Raw genomic sequence first — 18,416 nt, 5'->3', positions numbered from 1 at the left:
TTACCTCAAGGCCAGCGGATCGAGTTCGGCGACCATGGATTGAGGCAATCGCGTGCCCAGCAATTCCAGATTGCGCCTGAGACTTTCCGGCTTATGGGTGCCGATCAGGATTGAGGACACCGCCGGATGCGAGAACGGGAAATTCAGCGCTGCCTGCGCCAGGCTCATCCCATGACGGCTGACGACCGCCTCCATCCCCTCGACGCGGCGTCGGATATCGGCGCTTGCCGGTACGTAGTTGAAACACGCCTCGCCGGACGCGCCGGTCGCCAATATCCCTGAATTGAAGATGCCGCCGGCAACGATCGTCGTGCCGCGCTCAAGGCACAAAGGCAGCAACTCGCTTTCGGCAGTGCGGTCGAGCAGCGTAAATCGCCCCGCCAGAAGGATTTCATCGAGAGACGCCCGCCGCAGCACGTCGATGCAAACTTCATTCTCGTTCACCCCCAGCCCATAGGCGGAAATCACACCCTCCCGCTTGAGCCCTTCGAGCGCCTTGAGCCCCGAATCCATGAACGTCCGAAAATGCACCGGCGCGGCATCCCCATGGGCGAATGCGCCGAGATCATGCACATAGAGGATATCGATCTCGGTCAACCCCAGACGCTGAAAGCTGTCCTCCACCGAACGCATGATCCCGTCATGGGAATAGTCGAACTCGACCTGAAACGGCAGTGGCGCAGCCGGTTCCTCCTTGACCGCTTCGGCGCCCCCTTCCGCCACCAGTCTGCGGCCGACCTTGGTGGAAAGCACATATTCGGTCTTCGGCTTGTCGCGAAGGAAATCCCCTACCCGACGCTCCGACAGCCCGCGTCCGTAAAAGGGCGCCGTATCGAAGCGCCTTATGCCCATCTCCCATGCCGCCTCTAGCGCCCGACGCGCGGTCTCGGCGGAGACCGGGGCGTAGAGGCCGGCAATATTGGCGCAGCCTAAACCGACCCGAGCCAGAGACATGTTTTCCTCAAGGTTGGGAGAACGATACCTGACCTATCACACAATTGATCTGATAGATCAACTGCAATGCCTACGTCATCACCCAACCGCCATCGACATTGATGGTCTGCCCGGTGACAAAGCCTGAAGCTTCCGAGGCGAGAAACATGAGAACGCCGGCCATGTCCTGGGGCGTGCCGCGCCGCTTGATCGCCTGGTGATCCAAAACGAAACGGGCATAACCTTCCGGATCGGCATGGATCTTTTCGGCATCGGTGGGAAACGCGCCCGGCGAGACGGCATTGGCGGTGATCCCGTATTTGCCGAACTCACGCGCCCAGGATCGCGCAAGCGCGATCAGCGCCCCCTTGGACTGAACATAAGGCGTCAAATTCTCCCAGCCGCCCGAGAAGGTGATCGAGGAAATATTGATGATCCGCCCCCAGCCCTTGCGCTTCATATGCGGCAACGCCGCCTGCACGCAGACGATGCCCGAATCCACATTGACCCGCTGCACCATCTGGATTTCCGCGATGGTGAAATCCTCGAAAGGCTTGGCCGGATAGATGGCGGCATTGTTGATCACCACATCGAACCCGCCCACCCTGTCGGCAAGCCCGTCAAGTCGCCTGGCGAGGCCATCGAGATCGGAGAGGTCGCATTTTTCGATCACCAGCCTTTCGGCATCGCCATTGCCGACGGCAGCTTGGAGGGCCGCGATTTTGGTCGCGTCATTGTCGAGCACCACGACCCGGGCGCCCTGCCCCAGCATTTCGATGACCGTCGGCTGGCCCAGTCCACCGGCTGCCCCAGTGTAAAGAATGGTCTTGCCTTCGAGTGAAGCGAAACGGTCTTTCATTACGCGCTCCTGCCGGCAATCGGCCTGTGGTTGCCCGAAGGCTCGGGGTAGTCATCCTGCGGCTGGCCGGAAACGGCGCGGATACGGGTTTCGGCAGCCGAAATCGCCGCTGCGTCCGGCAGGATGCGCATCACCGTATCGTAGCGCCGCTCGTCGCCATGCTCGAGCCAGATCATCTCGCCCCGCTCGCGGGCGGCGAGATTTCCCAGCACGTGATGCGTCGAGGGTTCGATCCCCAGGGCATACTGTCCCGCCTGGAAATTCTGCCACTCGTAAAGGCAGGGGAACTGGTCCTTGCGTGTCACCACTTCGAACCCCAGTCCGATCCGGTCGTTGACCAGCGCCACCGACACCTGCCCTTGCGCGTCGGCGGCCAATTCGTGCTGCCACACCTGCTCGTGGAAATTGAGCTGCGGCGGCGGTGCGGTGCGGTAGCCCACGCCCTGCTTGCGGTAATCGGCGCCGGCATGGGCCGCCCAGACCACATCCTCGATCGGCGCCAGATATCGCGCGCCTTCATCGAGCAGCGGATAGGAGACGTTGATGTGGTAGCAATACATGTGCGGCGTTCGGTAAAAGCCGTGATTGACCACCCGGTCGGAAAGCACGATGTCGTCGCTGCCCACTTCGATCTCGATGCGGCGGATGAGATGCAGATCCTCGCCGAACACCGCCGACTGCTGTACCACTCCTTCCGCCCACAGGAAGCAGCGGTCGCCATCCCAGCGCTCGCCATAGCCCGTGAGCCTGGCGGGTATGGTGCCCACCCGCCCGTGCAGCGAATGGCTGACCGACTTTTTCGGGGAATAGACGTAGTTGTCGGCCGGCACCTCATTCATGAACAGGATGTGGTCCAGCCCACAGGTCACCATGAGCCCCGAGAATGAGCGCGCCCAGGCCAGGCCGCCCTCCCCCTCATATTCGTGCAGGCCCGGATGCCGAAACCCGGCCGGCGAGTGCCAGCCGATCGCCTGCCCGCGATATTCGCAATCGGCGATGTCCATGGCCCGATCGACCAGAACGGTGAACCGTAGGCCGGTTCCCGACCGGAACTCCAGCATGCGGATGCCGCGCTCCACGCCATCGGTCAACTCCACCAGCCGCACCCCGGCAAACTGGCCGAGCGACCCCGACCGCGCCGCCAGATCCCGCCGGCTGAGGGTTTGTCCATAAAGCTCAGGCATTTGTTTCCCTCGGTAGTGGCGGGGCCGCCATCGGCAGCCCCTCGTTCTTCAAAGACCCTGCGCCCGCAGCTTGCCATCCATGAACTGCTTGGCCCGCGGAACGTCGGCTTCCTCGAGATGTTCGATGATCATCGAAATGTTGGGATGCTTTTCCGACAGCCGCTTGAGGTAGAGGTCGTAGTTGAGCTCGCCCAATCCCGGCGCCGGCAACTCGATTTCCCCCACGCCCCGGAACGTGTGCGATTCAGCAGCGGTGTCGTCGCCGATATCGGCGTGCTTTTCGCTCTTGTCCTCGCCGGAGCGCTTGACGTCCTTGGCGTGGGCGATCTTGATCTTGTCCGAAAGCGTATCGAAGACCTGATGCAGGATCTTGTCCATCGCATCGATATTGTGGGCCTCGAAATAGTTCGTCGGGTCCATCAGCAGCCCCAGCCCCGGATGATCGACCTGCGCGAACATCTTGACCGTCTCTTCCACCGATCCGACCACATTGTTCACGTATGTCTCGAGCAAGAAAACCGCGCCGTGGTCATAGGCTTCCTGCGACAGTTCGGCGATCACCTTGCGGCACTCCTCGAACCCTTCCTCGGTCTTGTTGCGATCGTCATGCATCCAATCGCTTTCGGTGTTGTAGGTCCCCGTCTCCGAAATGACGTAGGGTGAGCCGAAATCGCGGGCGTTGCGGATGATCTCCTTGAGATAGCCTACCCTGCGCGCCCGCTCGTCGCGGTCGGGGTGGATGATGTTGGTGTAGCCCGAAATGCAGCAGATCGGCAGGTCGTGGTCGCGGAAGGTCTCACGCACCCGTTTCGCCTTTTCCTTGGTGATCTGGCCAGCGGAGAGATCGATATCCTTGAAATGGAGATCGAGCTGAACGGTATTGAAACCGTGGCTCCTGATCTTCTTTGCCGTTTCTTCGAGCGTATAAGGGAAGTATCCCGAAAAAATACCCAATTGCATCATGTTGCGTCTCCTCCTTGTTATTCCACTGGAACTTCGCTGAGCGCCACCGTGCGCTTTTCGGCCATCGAGCGATAACCGGCCTCCACCAGCGCCATGGTACGCACATTGTCGGCCACCGACAGCTCGGGTTCGGTGCCGGACTTGAGCGCGTATTGAAGTTGCTCCATCACGCCGATGAACGCATGCGGGAACCACATGGTCTCCCATTCCGGCGTCACCCATTTACCGCCCGTCGCCGTCTTCGAGGCATAGCTGAGCGTCGAAGGCGCGCCATTGGGCCAGCCTATGGTTCCCTTGGCGACGCCATCGGTTCCCTCGACGCGCCAGCGGATGTGGATGTCATCATCGAACCCCTCCTCGCGCGGACCGCTCCAGACGTCTTCGAGCGATAGCGCCATCACCCCGTTGGCGAATTTGAGCGTTGAGGCCGTGATGCCATCCGAATGGGTGAACTGCGTCCGGGGATCGGTCCGCGCCACGGTGGTGATCTCGGTCGGCTCGCCGAACAGGAAGCGCAGGATATCGAGGTGATGCACGCCCATATTGGCGAGCGTCAGCCGGTCGTAGTCGGCAAGGAATGTCTGCCAATGGGGAATGGCGTGCATGTCGATCTGGGCGAACACCACCTGGCCCAGATGCCCCGCATCGATGATCTGCTTGAGCACGCGCATCGCCTGGTCGTAGCGCATGTTCTGGTTGACCGAGAGGATCTTGCCCGCTGCCCTGGCTTCGTCCCGCAGCGCAATCGCCTCTTGGAGCGTCAGCGCCAACGGCTTTTGCGCCAGAATGGCCCGCACATGCGGCTGCGCCAGAGCCTTGCGAATGAGGTCGGGCTGCAGGTCGGGCGGAAAGGCGATATCGACGATCTCGATCCGCGCATCGGCCAGCAGCGCCTCCGGCGTTTCGTGCACCGTCTTGATGCCGTAGCGTTCGGCGACAGCCCTGGCATTCTCCTCGGTTCGCGATGCGATCACCGCGACATCGAAGCCAGCCTGCCGATAGGCTTCCAGATGGTTGTCGGCCATGATCATGCCCGCGCCGATGCACCCGATGGCAAAATCGCGTGCGCGCACGTCTACGTCTGGCGAAAGCTTGAACGCCTCCATCACCTCTCCTCCCCAGCCAGGTTGATGCAGCTCACAATGATGGACTTAATCTTTTTCCATCATTTCCTGACGGACTAAATGAACATCCTCAAGCGGTCAAGCACTGGTTTTGAGGGCAAACCGGCCATATCTGCCAATATAATTACATCATTTTACATCATTTTTGTTGATGCCATCCCCGATTGCACGCTATAGCGACACCACCAACGGAGGCAGACGCATGCGGGCAACGCTCGTGGATATCGCAAGGGAAGCAGGCGTATCGAGCGCCACAGTCGACCGGGTTCTCAACGACCGTCCCGGCGTCAAGGAACGGACGCGGCTCGCCGTGCGCGATGCGGCGATCCGGCTCGGCTATATCGCCCCCCCACCGCACCCGTCCCTCGCTTCCGGGCAGGCGCTGACGCTCGACATCGTGCTGCCGGGCGGCAGCAACAGCTTCATGCGCGAGCTGCACCAGCATATCGAGGCGCTGGCCCCGCTCACCGGCAATGCAACAGTCGATGTGCACATCATCGACGGCTTCGAGCCGTCCGCCCTTGCGGCCAAGCTCACCCAGTTGGAAGGCCCCCATCGCGGCGTCGCCTTGGTGGGTATCGACCATCCCCTCGTGCGCGAGGCCATCCGCGCCCTGGTGGAACGTGGCGTGCCGGTCGTGACCCTTGTGTCGGACATCCACCACGTCCCCCGTGCCGGCTACATCGGCATCGACAATCGCTCGGCCGGCCGCCTTGCCGGCTATCTCATGGGCCGCATGCTGGGTCCGGGCGACAAGCGCGTGGCGATGTTCACCGGCTCATTCGCCTATCGCGGCCACGAGGAGCGCGAAATGGGCTTCCGTCACGTCATGGCCGAGATGTTCCCGCAGATCGCCATCCTCGATTCCGCCGAAGTCCGCGACGAGGAAGATCGCGCCTATGCCGTCGCGCGCACCGTCCTTGCCGACGACAAAATCGACGCCATCTACAACATCGGCGCCGGCAATCGCGGCATCGCACGCGCGCTGCAGGAAGCGGATCGCGCGCAAGACGTGCTCTTTGTCGGTCACGACCTCACGCCGCACACCAAGATCTTCCTGCTCGATGGCACGATGGATGTGGTCATCGACCAGAACCCCCGCGTTCAGGCCCGCGAGGTGCTGGCCCAGCTCACCCGCACCGTCCGTGGCCAAGGCTGGACAGCCATTTCCCCACGGGTGCAGGCGATCTTTCGCGAGAATATTCCCGAGGCGTGAACCTCAATCGAGATGGAAGATTTCGGGCATCATGCTCCACCACTCCCCCTCAGCCGCCGTTTCCAGCCGAGTCTGGCAAGTATCGGTCAGCGCGAGCCAGCGCTTGGTCACATCCTGCTCGCCGAGCCATTTCATGTCGGCGGCATAGTCGACCCCGGTATAATCCCAATAGCCGAACAACAGGTTCTCCGGCTCGCGCAGGAAGATCGAATAGTTGGCGATATTAGCGCGCTTGAGCGCGGCGTTCATCTCCGACCAGGGCTCGGCGTGCAGCCGCTTGTACTCATCGAGCTTTTCGGGCTTGACGGCAACCACCATCCCCATGCGCTGGCCCATGTTCAGCGAACCCGCGCGCCCGCTTGGTCGAACAGCCGCACCGAGGCGGGATCGAACCGCAGGACGGTCGCCTCCCCGCTCCGGGGTGCGCTGCCGCGCCGCTCGGCGATCAACACCTCTCCATCGGCGAGCCGGCTGTGCACATAAGTGGTCGATCCAAGCTGCTCGGACACATCGACGCTTACCGGCAGCTCGATCCCCGCCGGCGCGTCGAGATGCTCGGGCCGGACGCCGAGCTGCAAAGCCTGCCCCGCAGTCAGATCGGACTGAAGATGCGGCAGAGCGACGTCGATGCCGTTGAGCGTCACCTGTTTGGGGCCACTGGCCGTGGCCGATAGAAAATTCATCCGCGGCGAGCCGATGAAGCCGGCGACAAAGGCGTTGTCGGGGTTCTCGTAAAGCTCCATGGGCGTGCCCACCTGCTCGACCACGCCCGCCCGCAGCACCACGATCCGATCAGCCAGCGTCACGGCTTCCGTCTGGTCGTGGGTGACATAGATCATCGTGTTGCCCAGCGTTCCATGCAGCTTGGCGATCTCCACCCGCATCTGGACCCGCAATTCGGCATCGAGATTGGAGAGCGGTTCGTCGAAAAGGAACACGTCCGGGTTGCGCACGATGGCCCGACCGATAGCGACGCGCTGGCGCTGGCCGCCCGAGAGCTGCGCCGGCTTGCGGTCGAGCAGCTTTTCAAGCTGCAGGATCGAAGCGGCCCGCTGCACCTTTTCGGCGATTTCGGCCTTGGGCCGGCCGGTCATGCGCAGCCCGAAACTCATATTGTCGGCAACGCTCATATGCGGATAGAGCGCATAGGATTGGAACACCATGGCCACGCCGCGATCGGACGGCTCCTCATCGTTCATCCGCTTGCCGCCGATATAAAGATCGCCATCAGTGATGGTCTCCAGCCCGGCGATCATCCTGAGCAGCGTGGATTTCCCGCACCCGGAAGGGCCGACAAACACCACGAATTCGCCCTGCTCGATGCCGAGCGATATGCCGTGGATGACCGGCGTGGCGCCATAGGATTTGCGGACGTCCTTGAGTTCAATCTGAGCCATGAAACCTAGCCTTTGACAGCGCCGACGGCGATCCCGGAGACGATCTGGCGCTGGAAGATGATGTAAAGGATGACGATCGGCGCCGCAGCCAGGACAATGCCGGCCGAGAGCAGCGGAACATTGGTGGTGTATTCGCCCCTGAGCGCCGCGATGCCGACCATCAGCGTGCGCTGGTCCTGCAGGACGAGCAGCGAAATCAACACGTCGTTCCAGCAATAGAGTGTATTGAGAATGCCCAGCGTGATCAGCGCCGGCTTGCCCATGGGCACCATCACATACCACCACACCTGAATGAGCTTGGCCCCGTCGATCCGCGCCGCTTCGACCAGTTCGCGCGGCAGGCCGGCATAGAACGAGGTCATGAGGTAAACCGAAAACGGCAGGAAGAACGCCGTATAGGAGATGATGAGCCCGATGCGCGTATTGAGCAGCCCCAGGCCCACCACCGTCTGGTAGAACGGCACCAGAACCACCTGCACCGGGATCATCAGCGATGCAAGGATCACGATGAAGATCAGCCGGCGCATCGGAAACCGCAGCACGGCCAGCGCAAAGCCCGCCAGCGAAGACACCACCAGGAGCAACAGCACCGCCCCCGCCGTGGTGATCACAGAATTGATGAAATAGCTGTCGAGGTTCGATTGGGTCCAGGCCTGGACGAAATTGCTCAGGGTCGGGTTCTGGACCAGGCCGAACCGGTCGAGAATGTAGCCGCGATTGTCCTTGAGCGCATTGTTGATCGCGAAATAGACCGGATAGACGCAAGAGAGCGCCAGAAGCGCCATGGGCAGCGCGAAGATCCAGAGAATGCGTCTTTCCCGTTTTCCGGCGGCAGCCATGGCGTGTTCCTTAGAGATTGGCGTTGCGCGACATGATGCGGATCTGCAGATACGCGATCCCCGCCATGAAGGCGAACAGCACCATCGAGATCGCCGCCGCATAGCCGGGCCGGTTGAGCCGCCCCTGCTCGAGCCAGATGAGGAATTCGGGCAATGTCGTCGCTGTCCCCGGCCCGCCGGCAGTCAGCACGTAAATCAGCCCGAACATGTTGGTGAGCACGCCGATCGTGGTCACCACGGCGACGAATTCGATGATCGGACGCAGCGAGGGGATGATGACGAAAACCCAGATCTGCCACAGCTTGGCCCCATCCAGCCGCGCCGCCTCCAGCATCTCCTTGGGAACCGTGGACAGGCCCGCCAGAAAGATCAGAAGGCTCATCCCGAACGTCGCCCAGAGCTGAACGCCGATAAGCGAGAACAGCGCCGTGTTGGAATCGCCCAGCCAATCGACGGCATTGATGCCGAACATCCCCAAAAGCGCGTTGAACGAGCCGTCATAGCGCAGCACCACATTGAAGATCGACCCCACGATCACGCTCGAAAGGACGGCAGGGAAGAAATAGACGGCGCGGAACAGCTTGCCGCCCGGCACCCCCTGATGGATCAGGATGGCGAGCAGCATGGGCAGCATGATCCAGATCGGAAGCGTTGCCAGAAGCACGAAGGTATTGACCATCGACGCCTGGAAATTTGGATCCCCCACCATCTGCTGGTAGTTGCCGATGCCGATGAAATTGGCCTCACCCAGCCCGCGCCAGTCGGTAAGCGAGAGAAAGAACCCCCAGATCAGCGGAATGATGCGGAACACCAGCACCAGCAGCACCGCCGGCATCACGAACAAAAAGGCGAACCGGCGCTCGGCCTTCGAGCCCGCCATGGTCGGCGCCGCGCGCTTGCTGCGCTTGCCCATCGGCTCGGCTGTCGATGCGTTGGCGCTCACCATCCAGGATTTCCTCCGCTCAAAGACAGGCCATGGCGCGGTTGGCCGCGCCATGGATCCGTTAGAGGCTCGCGCCTCAATTCCCGCTATGGGCCTGCGCCTGAACCTCGTCCATGCGCGCCGCGGCCTCCTCGACCGTCACATCGCCATTGAGCAGAAGCTGGCTCTGGCGGTGCCATTCGGACAATTCATCCGCAGTGGTGTTCGAGTGAGCCATGGGCGCGCCATAAGGCTCGAGCCATTCGAGAATGGCAACGACCGAGGGGCTGGAGAGGCTGGACGTATCGACAGTCGTATTGGCCGGCACGACGCCCGCATCGTTCACGAAAGTCTGGATCGGCCCAGCGGACGCCAGATGTTCGACAAACGCGGTCGCGAGTTCCACATTGGCCCCGGCATTGTTGACCCCATAGCCGATGCCGCCCGCCACCGGAATCTTGACGTTGCCATCGGCCAAGGTTGGCGCCGGAAGGCGGAAGACCCCGACATTTTCCGCGCCGAGAAAATCGTCGAACTGCTTCCAGTGCGCCACATCCGACAACAGCCCAATCGTATTGGCGGCATCGCCGCGCATGAACTGCTCATATTCGTCCATGAACTTGGCCGTCGAATTGGCCCCCTGGCGGTACCAGCCCATGTCCTGGGTATCGACCCAGGTCTGGAGGATTTCCATGATCTCCGGGCTGGACCATTTCAGCTCTCCATTGGCAAAGGCGTCATGCTGCTCGGCGGTCAGTGACGACGCGGCGACCGAGGACAGGAAGAACTCTCCGCCGAACCCTTCGCGATTGCCCATGGAAAAGCACGGCACATTGCCCGTTTCGGTGATCGCCTCGCAGGCGGCAACCAGTTCTTCCCAGGTCTGGGGCGGGTTTTCCGGGTCGAGACCAGCTTCGGCATAACGCTGCTTGTTATAATAGACGATAAAGCCCTGCATGGTGATCGGCAGCGCATGGAGCGTGCCGTCCTCGTTCGCGAACTCCTCGGTGCCCACCAGGTTTTCTCCCAGCGCCGTCACATCGGTCAGCGCCTCGAACCGCGCCCGCGCCTGCGCGCCGCCATTAAGCAGGAACACGTCCGGCCCCGCCCCCGATGCCAGGGCGGTCCCCAGGATCGTGTAGTACTGATCGTTGGGCTGCATCACGTAATTGATGGTGACGCCGGGATGGGCCGCCTCGAATTCGGTCTTGGCCTGCTGGAAATAACTGGTCGCCACCGGATCGCCCGACTTCCAGTCCCAGACGGTGATCGTTTGGGCAAAGGCCGGGCTGGCGACGGCAAACACCAGCGCGGCACTGGTCAACAGTGTGGTTCTCATTTGAAAGCTCTCCTCCATCAATCAAATTGTCTGCGCTAGGCTGTCCCCAGGCTCCGCACAGGCTCTGGCCGCCCCACGCGCGGATTTGCCGGCGCTTGGCCCAATTGATCCTCCGAAACGATCTCCGGCCGCGCCCACTCGGCCCGCGCCGCCTCGCTCAGCACCAGCCCGTGGCCGGGCCGCCTGGGCGCATAGGCATAGCCGTCGCGGATTTCGATCGGTTCCTCAACGAGATGGTCGAAATTCTGGAACGAATATTCGATCCACTCCACCTCCGGCAGCGCCACCGCCGCATGGATGCCCACCTCGAGAAATGTGTTGCCCACGCTGACCGGCACGCCGATATCGGCGGCGAACCAGCCGATGCGCATAACGTCGGTGATCTGCCCGTGAACGTTGACGATATCGGTCGCGCCCACGCTCATCAGCGCCCGCTTGCCCGACGCATCCAGATATTCCCCCGAATTGATCATCGTGTTCGGGGTGGATGCGCACAGCATCTTCAGCCCCGCGAAATCGGTGCGCAAGATGGGGTCCTCGACCCAGACGAGCGCAAACCCCGCCCTTTCGATCGCCTCGATCTTATTGAGCGCCTCCTTGGCGCCCCAGGCCTCGTTGGCGTCGATCATGAACCGCGCGCCGGGCCGCACCGTTTTCTTCAAGAGGTCGAGCCGGTGCAGGTCGCGCTCGAAATCGGGATGCCCGACCTTGATCTTGAACGTATCGTAACCGATGGCATCGGCATGCCCGAACAGCTCGACGAACGCCTCGTCCGAGAGATGGAAATCAAGCCCGCTCGCATAGGCCTTCACCCTGTCGCGGCTTCCCCCCAGCACCTCCCAGAGCGGCATGCCCGCTTCCTTGCCCACCAGATCCCACAGCGCCACCTGCAGCGCCTCATGGACCGGCAGCCCGAATGCGCGTTGATTGCCACCGCGTGGGCGCGTCACGCGATGCACGAGTCCCAGCGGCGAAGCGCCCTCCAGCGTCGGCCAGACTTCGGTTTCAAATATCCGCTCCATCTCCGCCTGGCTCGGAAGCGGCGTAAAGAGCGTCTGGATAAAGCCCAGTCCCACCGCGCCCGTATCGGCAATCAGCTCGAGCGCTGCAACGTTGACATCCTCGGCCCGCACCTGGCTATCCCCGATAACGCGGTCGCGCCGGAACTGAAAACGCGTTATGCGGTAGGAATTGATGCGCATAGCCTGCTTCTTTGATCGACTAGTTTGAGAAACTGATCTATCAGTTAGCAGGATTAATAGAGTAGACAGCACGAGGGCACAAGTGGTTTCTGCCAAGGCAACACCCGCGTCCAGCGGAACGGCCAATGCCAACCGCCGGTTGAGCGATCTGGCCTATGACCGGATTTTGGAAAATCTCTTCGAGCGCAAGCTGCCCGCCGGCGCCTTCGTCTCCCAGAACCATCTCGTCGAACTGCTCGACATTCCCGTTGCTCCCCTGCGCGACGCCCTGCGGGTTCTGGAAGCCGAAGGCGTGCTCAAGATCCACCCGCGCTCGGGCATCGAATTCGTCAAGCCGGGCCTTGAGCTCACCAAATCCACCTACCAGTTCCGCGCCATTCTCGAGCGCGCCGCCGTGCGCGTCTTTGCCGAGACGGCGGACGAGTCCCTGATCGCCGACATCGCCCGCATGCATGCCGATCTCGTCTCCCGCATCGAGGCCGAGGGCCTCACCGACGACAGCATGGCCGAAATCGAACGGCTCGAAGGCATCCTGCACGACAACATCATCGGCATCCTGGCCAATCCGCTGATCGAGACCAGCTACAAGCGCATGCACAATTACCTGCGCCTGGTCCGCCTCGACCGCCGCCTGACACCCCCGCTCGCGCTGCGGTCCCTTCGTGAGCACATCCAGATCATCGATGCCTGCAAGTCCCGCGATGCCGACGCCGCCGAGGCCGCCCTCCAGGCCCATTTCAACGCCGCCCTCCAGCGCCATATGGGCCTCTACTGAGGCCGATCGATTGCCCTCGATGCGCTAACCGGTGTAGCCATTGTTGCGCTGATCCTGGAGGAGAGCCGGCATGCAGACTTTCACCGGTGGCTGCCTATGCGGCGACATCCGCATCGCAGTTTCGGGCCGTCCCTACCGCGTCGGCCTCTGCCACTGCCTCGATTGCCGCAAGCACAGCGGATCGATCTTCCACGGCTCGGCCATCTTCCCGCAAGACGCAGTGAGGATCGAGGGCGAAACGCATCACTATGGAGACCGCCATTTCTGCCCGCGCTGCGGCTCGTCGGTCTTAGCCCGCTCCGGCGACGAGATCGAAGTGAGCCTCGGCGCCTTCGATGCCCCCGACCAGTTCCGCCCCACCTACGAACTCTGGACCATCCGCCGCGAATCCTGGCTTCCGCCCTTCCCGCTCAAGCGGCACTACCCCCGCGACCGCGACGAAACCAGCCGCTCGGAGGAGTAGCACAGCTCAGCCGCGCGGCGCCCCCGCCCGCGCAGATGCCGGAAATCCGGCATTCTCGGTGACCGCCGCTTCCCCGAGGCGGTCCCGCCGCCGCGCTTCGGCCACGGCCATCATGAACGGCCCCACGCCCTTGGCATCGTTAGGCTGCAATCGCTCGCTGACGTAATAGGCGGCGGTCCCATCGCGATAGCGGCCGTCAAAGCCGCCCAGGCCCGCCACATGGCAAATGGCCCCAAGAACCGGCTCACCATCCGGCCCGGCGGCCAACGCATGCTCGCGCAACCCGGCCAGCGCCTTCAGCCCGATCTCACCGTCGACTCCCGAAATTCCCAACCGCTCGCCGACGAGGAAGAAATAGGCAAACATCGCCGTCGCCGAACTCTCGGGGTAGTTGCCCTCAAGTTCGGGCTGGTCGGTCACCTGGTTCCAACGTCCGTCCTCACGCTGATGCCTCGCCACCCGCTTTGCGAAAACGGCGATTGCCTCGTCGAGCCCGGCTTGCGCCGCCAGTTCCGGCCCTATGGCCTCACGCACGTCCACCAGCGCCATGGCCAGCCAGCCCAGCGCGCGCGACCACAACGCCTGCGATCGGCCCGTTCTCTTGTCCGCCCACCTCTGTTCCCGCGCCTCGTCATAGCCATGGCTGTAGAGCCCGGTGGCCGGGTCGGCGAGAAGCTCCAGTGCTGATTTCAACTGCACGATGGCATCGTCCACCAGTTCGGGCTTGCCGAAAGCCTTGCCGTATTCGATCTGGAACGGCAGTCCCATATACAGCCCGTCGAGCCAGACCTGATAGGGATAGCGCAGCTTGTGCCAGTAATTGCCGCGCCCGATCCGGGGGTGCCGCTCAAGCTGCTCGGCAAGCCGTTCGGCCGCCAGCCGGTATTTCTTCTCGCCGGTCCGTACATGGAGCGCGATCAGCGCCCGGCCGGAAAGGATATTGTCGATATTGAACTCTTCGATATCGTACCCAGCGAGCGATCCGTCATTGCCCACTTGCGAGTCGACCAGCCGCTTGAGATGGCCGAACCACGGCCCGCGCGGGTCGACCCCGTCGAGCAGCAACAGCCCGCGATAAATGCACCCATCCTCATAGCACCAGTCGCCGCGCTTATAGTGCTGGTATTGCTCGGCAAAAGTATCAAAGAAAGTGTCGAGCTTCACGATGCGCGCTCCCGGCTGTTGCTGTCATCGGGCCAGGCAATGCCGCGGATGATCGGATTGGTTGTATTTTCGGTGATGATGCCGCCATGGCGCAGCTCCGGCAGTCCTTCGGCCATTTCCGGCACGCCGGCCTGCGCTTGCGGGTCGTAGGTGACGGAGATGTCCTCGATCACCAGCCCAGTTATCGGCGCCTCGGAAAGCCCCAGCACATAGGCCAGCGCATGATGAACGTTCCGCGCCACGATGCCGGCAAAGGTGACGTCGCGCAGATGCGGCGTTGTCTTATCGACGGGCGCCGGCGCACGATTCTGCACGGCGTCCGACCGGCCATCGGGGTCGCAGAAATAGTGCGAATTGATCGCCAGCGGCGTCAGAACCCCGTCCATGACACAGTCGCGCATGGCGATCCGGGCCACCTCGCCGCCGCGCCCGCGCCGCGTCTTGATGCGCAGGCCCCGGTCGGTATCGGCCAGGGTGCAGTGCTCGACCGTCACGTCGGTCACCGAACCGCTCATTTCCGAGCCGATCACCACTCCGCCATGTCCGCGCTCCATGCGGCAATGGCGCACCGACACGTTCCGCGTCGGCTCGGGCACGCGCCCGTCTGGCCAGATCTTGCCGGCCTTAATGGCGATGCAATCGTCGCCCACCGAAAACCGCACACCCACGATCTCCACATCGCTTGAGCTTTCAGGGTTGAGCCCGTCGGTGTTGGGACTGTCGGCCGGATTTTCGATGGCGAGATCGGCAAACATCGCCTTGCGGCAATTGGTCGGGTGGATCGTCCAGCTCGGCGAATTGCGCACCGTCACCCCGGCCATCGCGAAATCGGCGCATCGGTTCGCGAAAACCGTTCGCGGCCGGCGCGCGCCCTCGCGCGTCTCCTTGGGCCAGCCCCACCAGTCGCCCTCGGCTCCCGCCCCGTCGATCACGCCCTTGCCCGCGACCGCGATGCGGAAAGCGTCTATCGCCGTCAGAAGCGAGGCAAAGCACGCCGCCGGCACGCCTTCCCAGCTCGCCTGCATTTTTCCCTCGGCATCGAACGTGTCGAGAATGGGATAGGCCTGCCGTTTCGCCAGCCCCTTGAGCACCGCTCCATACGGCAGGTGCAGGCACATATCCGATTTAAGAAACACCGGCCCGGTGCGCCAGACGCCGGGCGGCACATAGATCGTCGCCCCAGCCGGCGCCGCCGCGATCGCCGCGGCAAAGGCGGCACTGTTGTTCGCAGCCTCGGATGCCCCATGATCGCGAATGTCGATCAGCGCGCTTTCCTGTGGCGCGGTGAAATCCAGCCTTCCGAATCCGGCGATCTCCAGTCCATAGGCGATGCCGGGCACCAATCCTTCAACCGTCAGGACCGGCCGCCCCGCCTGCCCTTCCTGCATCACGTCCCCCGACGCGACCAGCCGCCAGTCGAGCGCGGCGGCGAGCTGGTCTCGCGCCGCAACGCCCGCGAGTTCCACCGTGATGGTGCGCGGCGTGAGGACGAGGATTGTGGGAACCTGAAGAGGCATCGAACCAGAGGATAGGTTGGAGGGAGGCGGGCGCGGCAGAACCGCGCCCGCCCTTGTGAGTGGTTACTCCACGCGTTCCAGCGCCTGCTGGGCGCCCTGGATGATCGCGGCAGCCGCTTCCTCGGCCGGGAGCAGGCCATAGGCATACTCTTCGAGCACGCCTTCAAAGGCAGTGCGGACAGCAGGGTCTTCGAAATAGGGCGAGGCCGGCGGCGTATCGGCCGCGAGCACAAGATCGTTGGCCGCCTTGACGTTGGGGTCGATCAGCCCTTCTGCTTCGAGCAGCGCAACCGCCGCCGCCGAGGCCGGAACGCCGCGATGGCTGGCCATCACGCGCGCACCCTCTTCTTCCACCAGAAGACAGTTGAGGATTTCGGCCGCAGCCTCCTGGTTGGGAGAATGGGCCGAAATGGCGAACAGCATGGAGGGTTTGCGGAAGATGCCGTCGGAGACCGCATCGGCATTCTTGGGCGGCAGTACCGGCCGTAGCGGCGTCTCGCCCTCGAACGGCCCGGAAATTTGCGACACCGTGGAATCCCACTCATAGGACGCTGCCACCTCGCCCGCCGCCCAGTCGCCGCGTTCATGGAGCTGCGGATTGCCCATGGCAGCCGCATCTTCCCAGCTTTTCATCACGCCCGCATCCACCAGGCTCTGGTAGAAATTGATCGCTTCGGCAAGGGTCGCCTCGTCCCAGGCGATTTCATTGGTCTGGGGGTCGATGAACCCCGTACCCGTCTGCTGGGTGGCATAGAGCGCGACCAGCAGCATGGCGTTGTAGCGCGCGGCGTCGAACGGGTAGTAGTTGTCGCCCAGCTCGGATTTGAACGCCTCGCCAGCGGCGATCATGTCGTCCCAGGTCTGAGGCGGCTCGACGCCGGCCTGCTCATAGGTGTCGGAGTTATAGAACAGCACGCGCCCGGTGATCGAAACCGGAATGCCGTTGAGCTTGCCATTGCGCGTTCCGGTTTCCAGCAGCGCCGGGTCCCACTGGGACAGGTCGATGATGTCGGAGAATTCGTTAAGGTCCGCAAGGCCCGACCCGTCCGGCGAAAACAGCGGCAGCCACGGCCAGTTGACCTGCATCAAATCCGGCGAAGTACGCCCGGCGAGCTGAGTGGTCAGGCGTTCGAGGTGGCCATCAAAGCCGGTGAATTCGGGGCTGATTGTATGCCCATGCTTCTCCCCGCAGATTTCCAGCGCCTCCTGGGTGGCCGCGTGCCGTGCGTCGCCGCCCCACCATGATACACGCAGATCGGCCGCCTGGGCCGAGCTGAGTGCGGTGGTAACCATCAAGGCCGACACTGTGGCCAGAGTGACTGTACGTTTCATCGTTTTCCTCCCTTCGATGTTTGTCAGTCGATATCGGCTCCCCAAAAAGGCAGCCGGATTGGTTCAGATCAGCGAGACGTTGCGTCCCGTCTTCGGGTCGAAAAAGTGCAGCCTTGCCTCCTGGGGCGAGAGCGAGATCTGCCCGTCCGAAAGCATGGATGGATTGTAGTGATCGCCCGGAACCACCACCGTGAAGCTGTGGCCGGCGATATCGACGTAAAGGTTCACCTCGTGGCCCATGAACTCCACATGGCTGACCTTGCCGGTAAAGGCGTTTGCCGTGCCGGTCGGCACCACCTGCATGTGCTGGGGGCGCACCCCCATGCTCACGGTTTCGTCTGCATTGGCCGCGAGCCGCGAGGCGAGTTCATTGCCGAACGTCACCGTCTGCCCGCCCAGGGTCACCGCCGGAGCCCCGTTACGCGTGAGCTGGACCGGGATCAAATTCATCTCCGGCGACCCGATGAAACCGGCGACGAACTCGTTTTCGGGCCGGTTGTAGAGCGTCGCCGGATCGGCCACCTGCATGATGCGCCCGTCCTTCATCACGCAGATGCGGTCGCCCATGGTCATGGCTTCGGTCTGGTCGTGGGTGACGTAAACCACGGTGGACGAGGTCGCCGACTGCTTGAGCTGCTTGTGCAGATCGGTGATCCGCACCCGCATCGACGCGCGCAGCTTGGCATCGAGATTGCTGAGCGGCTCGTCGAACAGGAACACTTCGGGCTGCTTGATCAGCGCCCGCCCCACCGCCACGCGCTGGGCCTGCCCGCCCGAAAGCTGCTTGGGCAACCTGTCGAGCAATTCCTCGATCTCGAGGATATGGGAAACCCGATCGACGCCGTCGGCAATCTCGCCCTTGGGCGTTCTCTTGATCCGCAGGCCGAAGGAGAGATTGTTCTTCACCTTCATGTGCGGATAGAGCGCGTAGTTCTGGAACACCATGGCGATGCCCCGCTCGCCGGGAACGAGGTTGTTGACCACCCTGTCCCCGATGCGGATTTCCCCGCCCGTGATCGTCTCGAGCCCGGCGATCATCCGCAGCGTCGTGGATTTGGCGCAACCGGACGGCCCCACCAGCACCATGAACTCGCCGTCCTTGACGTCCAGATCGATGCCATGGACCGCCTTGAAGGCGTTGCCGTAGACCTTTTCGACCTTCTTGAGAGTAAGATTGGCCATTGGAA

At 62.7% G+C, this 18,416-nt stretch carries 18 protein-coding genes; 3 read left to right on the top strand and 15 right to left on the bottom strand.

Features of this window, described 5'->3' with window-relative positions; all coding sequences use genetic code 11:
* The 5 genes from NO934_RS13550 to NO934_RS13530 form a co-directional block, all read right to left on the bottom strand.
* A complete protein-coding gene (locus tag NO934_RS13550; RefSeq protein ID WP_309160496.1) occupies positions 1-954 on the bottom strand; it encodes an aldo/keto reductase in 954 nt (317 codons plus the stop codon).
* Between the two features lie 70 nt (positions 955-1,024).
* Positions 1,025-1,792: an SDR family oxidoreductase gene (locus NO934_RS13545; protein WP_309160495.1), complete on the bottom strand. Its 768-nt coding sequence runs from the start codon at positions 1,790-1,792 to the stop codon at positions 1,025-1,027.
* Complete coding sequence (locus tag NO934_RS13540) at positions 1,792-2,976, bottom strand: aldose 1-epimerase family protein (protein ID WP_309160494.1); 1,185 nt, start codon at positions 2,974-2,976, stop codon at positions 1,792-1,794. The genes NO934_RS13545 and NO934_RS13540 overlap by 1 nt, the downstream gene beginning before the upstream one ends.
* 48 nt (positions 2,977-3,024) lie before the next feature.
* Positions 3,025-3,939 carry a sugar phosphate isomerase/epimerase gene (locus NO934_RS13535; protein ID WP_309160493.1) on the bottom strand — a complete coding sequence of 305 codons (915 nt, stop codon included), beginning with the start codon at positions 3,937-3,939 and terminating at the stop codon, positions 3,025-3,027.
* 17 nt (positions 3,940-3,956) lie between these two features.
* Positions 3,957-5,045 carry a Gfo/Idh/MocA family oxidoreductase gene (locus NO934_RS13530; protein ID WP_309160492.1) on the bottom strand — a complete coding sequence of 363 codons (1,089 nt, stop codon included), beginning with the start codon at positions 5,043-5,045 and terminating at the stop codon, positions 3,957-3,959.
* Positions 5,046-5,265: 220 nt separating this feature from the next.
* On the opposite strand from NO934_RS13530, the gene NO934_RS13525 reads away from it, so the two are divergent.
* Positions 5,266-6,279 (top strand): LacI family DNA-binding transcriptional regulator, encoded by a 1,014-nt coding sequence (locus tag NO934_RS13525; protein ID WP_309160491.1) that lies wholly within the window; start codon positions 5,266-5,268, stop codon positions 6,277-6,279.
* Positions 6,280-6,282: 3 nt separating this feature from the next.
* Here NO934_RS13525 and NO934_RS13520 read toward each other — a convergent pair whose 3' ends face one another.
* The 6 genes from NO934_RS13520 to NO934_RS13495 form a co-directional block, all read right to left on the bottom strand.
* Positions 6,283-6,615 (bottom strand): L-rhamnose mutarotase, encoded by a 333-nt coding sequence (locus NO934_RS13520; protein WP_309160490.1) that lies wholly within the window; start codon positions 6,613-6,615, stop codon positions 6,283-6,285.
* A 2-nt stretch (positions 6,616-6,617) separates the two neighbouring features.
* Positions 6,618-7,676, bottom strand: coding sequence for a sn-glycerol-3-phosphate ABC transporter ATP-binding protein UgpC (locus NO934_RS13515; protein ID WP_309160489.1), 1,059 nt, complete (start codon positions 7,674-7,676; stop codon positions 6,618-6,620).
* Between the two features lie 5 nt (positions 7,677-7,681).
* Positions 7,682-8,515: a carbohydrate ABC transporter permease gene (locus NO934_RS13510; protein ID WP_309160488.1), complete on the bottom strand. Its 834-nt coding sequence runs from the start codon at positions 8,513-8,515 to the stop codon at positions 7,682-7,684.
* A 10-nt stretch (positions 8,516-8,525) separates the two neighbouring features.
* Positions 8,526-9,458, bottom strand: a complete 933-nt coding sequence (locus NO934_RS13505; protein WP_309160487.1) for a sugar ABC transporter permease — start codon at positions 9,456-9,458, stop codon at positions 8,526-8,528.
* A 76-nt stretch (positions 9,459-9,534) separates the two neighbouring features.
* Positions 9,535-10,776, bottom strand: a complete 1,242-nt coding sequence (locus tag NO934_RS13500) for an extracellular solute-binding protein (RefSeq protein WP_309160486.1) — start codon at positions 10,774-10,776, stop codon at positions 9,535-9,537.
* A gap of 35 nt (positions 10,777-10,811) precedes the next feature.
* Positions 10,812-11,978, bottom strand: a complete 1,167-nt coding sequence (locus NO934_RS13495) for a mandelate racemase/muconate lactonizing enzyme family protein (RefSeq protein ID WP_309160485.1) — start codon at positions 11,976-11,978, stop codon at positions 10,812-10,814.
* Positions 11,979-12,060: 82 nt separating this feature from the next.
* On the opposite strand from NO934_RS13495, the gene NO934_RS13490 reads away from it, so the two are divergent.
* On the top strand, positions 12,061-12,753 hold the full coding sequence (locus NO934_RS13490; RefSeq protein ID WP_309160484.1) for a GntR family transcriptional regulator: 693 nt from the start codon (positions 12,061-12,063) through the stop codon (positions 12,751-12,753).
* A gap of 70 nt (positions 12,754-12,823) precedes the next feature.
* The gene (locus tag NO934_RS13485) at positions 12,824-13,216 is read left to right on the top strand and encodes a GFA family protein (RefSeq protein ID WP_309160483.1); all 393 of its coding nucleotides are present in this window, start codon (positions 12,824-12,826) and stop codon (positions 13,214-13,216) included.
* Positions 13,217-13,222: 6 nt separating this feature from the next.
* On the opposite strand, the gene NO934_RS13480 is transcribed toward NO934_RS13485, so the two are convergent.
* The 4 genes from NO934_RS13480 to NO934_RS13465 form a co-directional block, all read right to left on the bottom strand.
* The gene (locus NO934_RS13480; protein ID WP_309160482.1) at positions 13,223-14,380 is read right to left on the bottom strand and encodes a glycoside hydrolase family 88 protein; all 1,158 of its coding nucleotides are present in this window, start codon (positions 14,378-14,380) and stop codon (positions 13,223-13,225) included.
* Positions 14,377-15,897 (bottom strand): glycoside hydrolase family 28 protein, encoded by a 1,521-nt coding sequence (locus NO934_RS13475; RefSeq protein WP_309160481.1) that lies wholly within the window; start codon positions 15,895-15,897, stop codon positions 14,377-14,379. Before NO934_RS13475 ends, NO934_RS13480 begins: the two co-directional genes overlap by 4 nt.
* Positions 15,898-15,960: 63 nt before the next feature.
* A complete protein-coding gene (locus tag NO934_RS13470; RefSeq protein ID WP_309160480.1) occupies positions 15,961-17,229 on the bottom strand; it encodes an ABC transporter substrate-binding protein in 1,269 nt (422 codons plus the stop codon).
* Between the two features lie 63 nt (positions 17,230-17,292).
* Positions 17,293-18,411, bottom strand: a complete 1,119-nt coding sequence (locus NO934_RS13465; RefSeq protein WP_309160479.1) for a sn-glycerol-3-phosphate ABC transporter ATP-binding protein UgpC — start codon at positions 18,409-18,411, stop codon at positions 17,293-17,295.
* Positions 18,412-18,416: the final 5 nt, after the last annotated feature.

Origin of the sequence: Pelagibacterium sp. H642 (assembly GCF_031202855.1) — a bacterium.
GTDB lineage: Bacteria > Pseudomonadota > Alphaproteobacteria > Rhizobiales > Devosiaceae > Pelagibacterium.
This window is presented reverse-complemented; position numbering and strand designations above follow the sequence as displayed.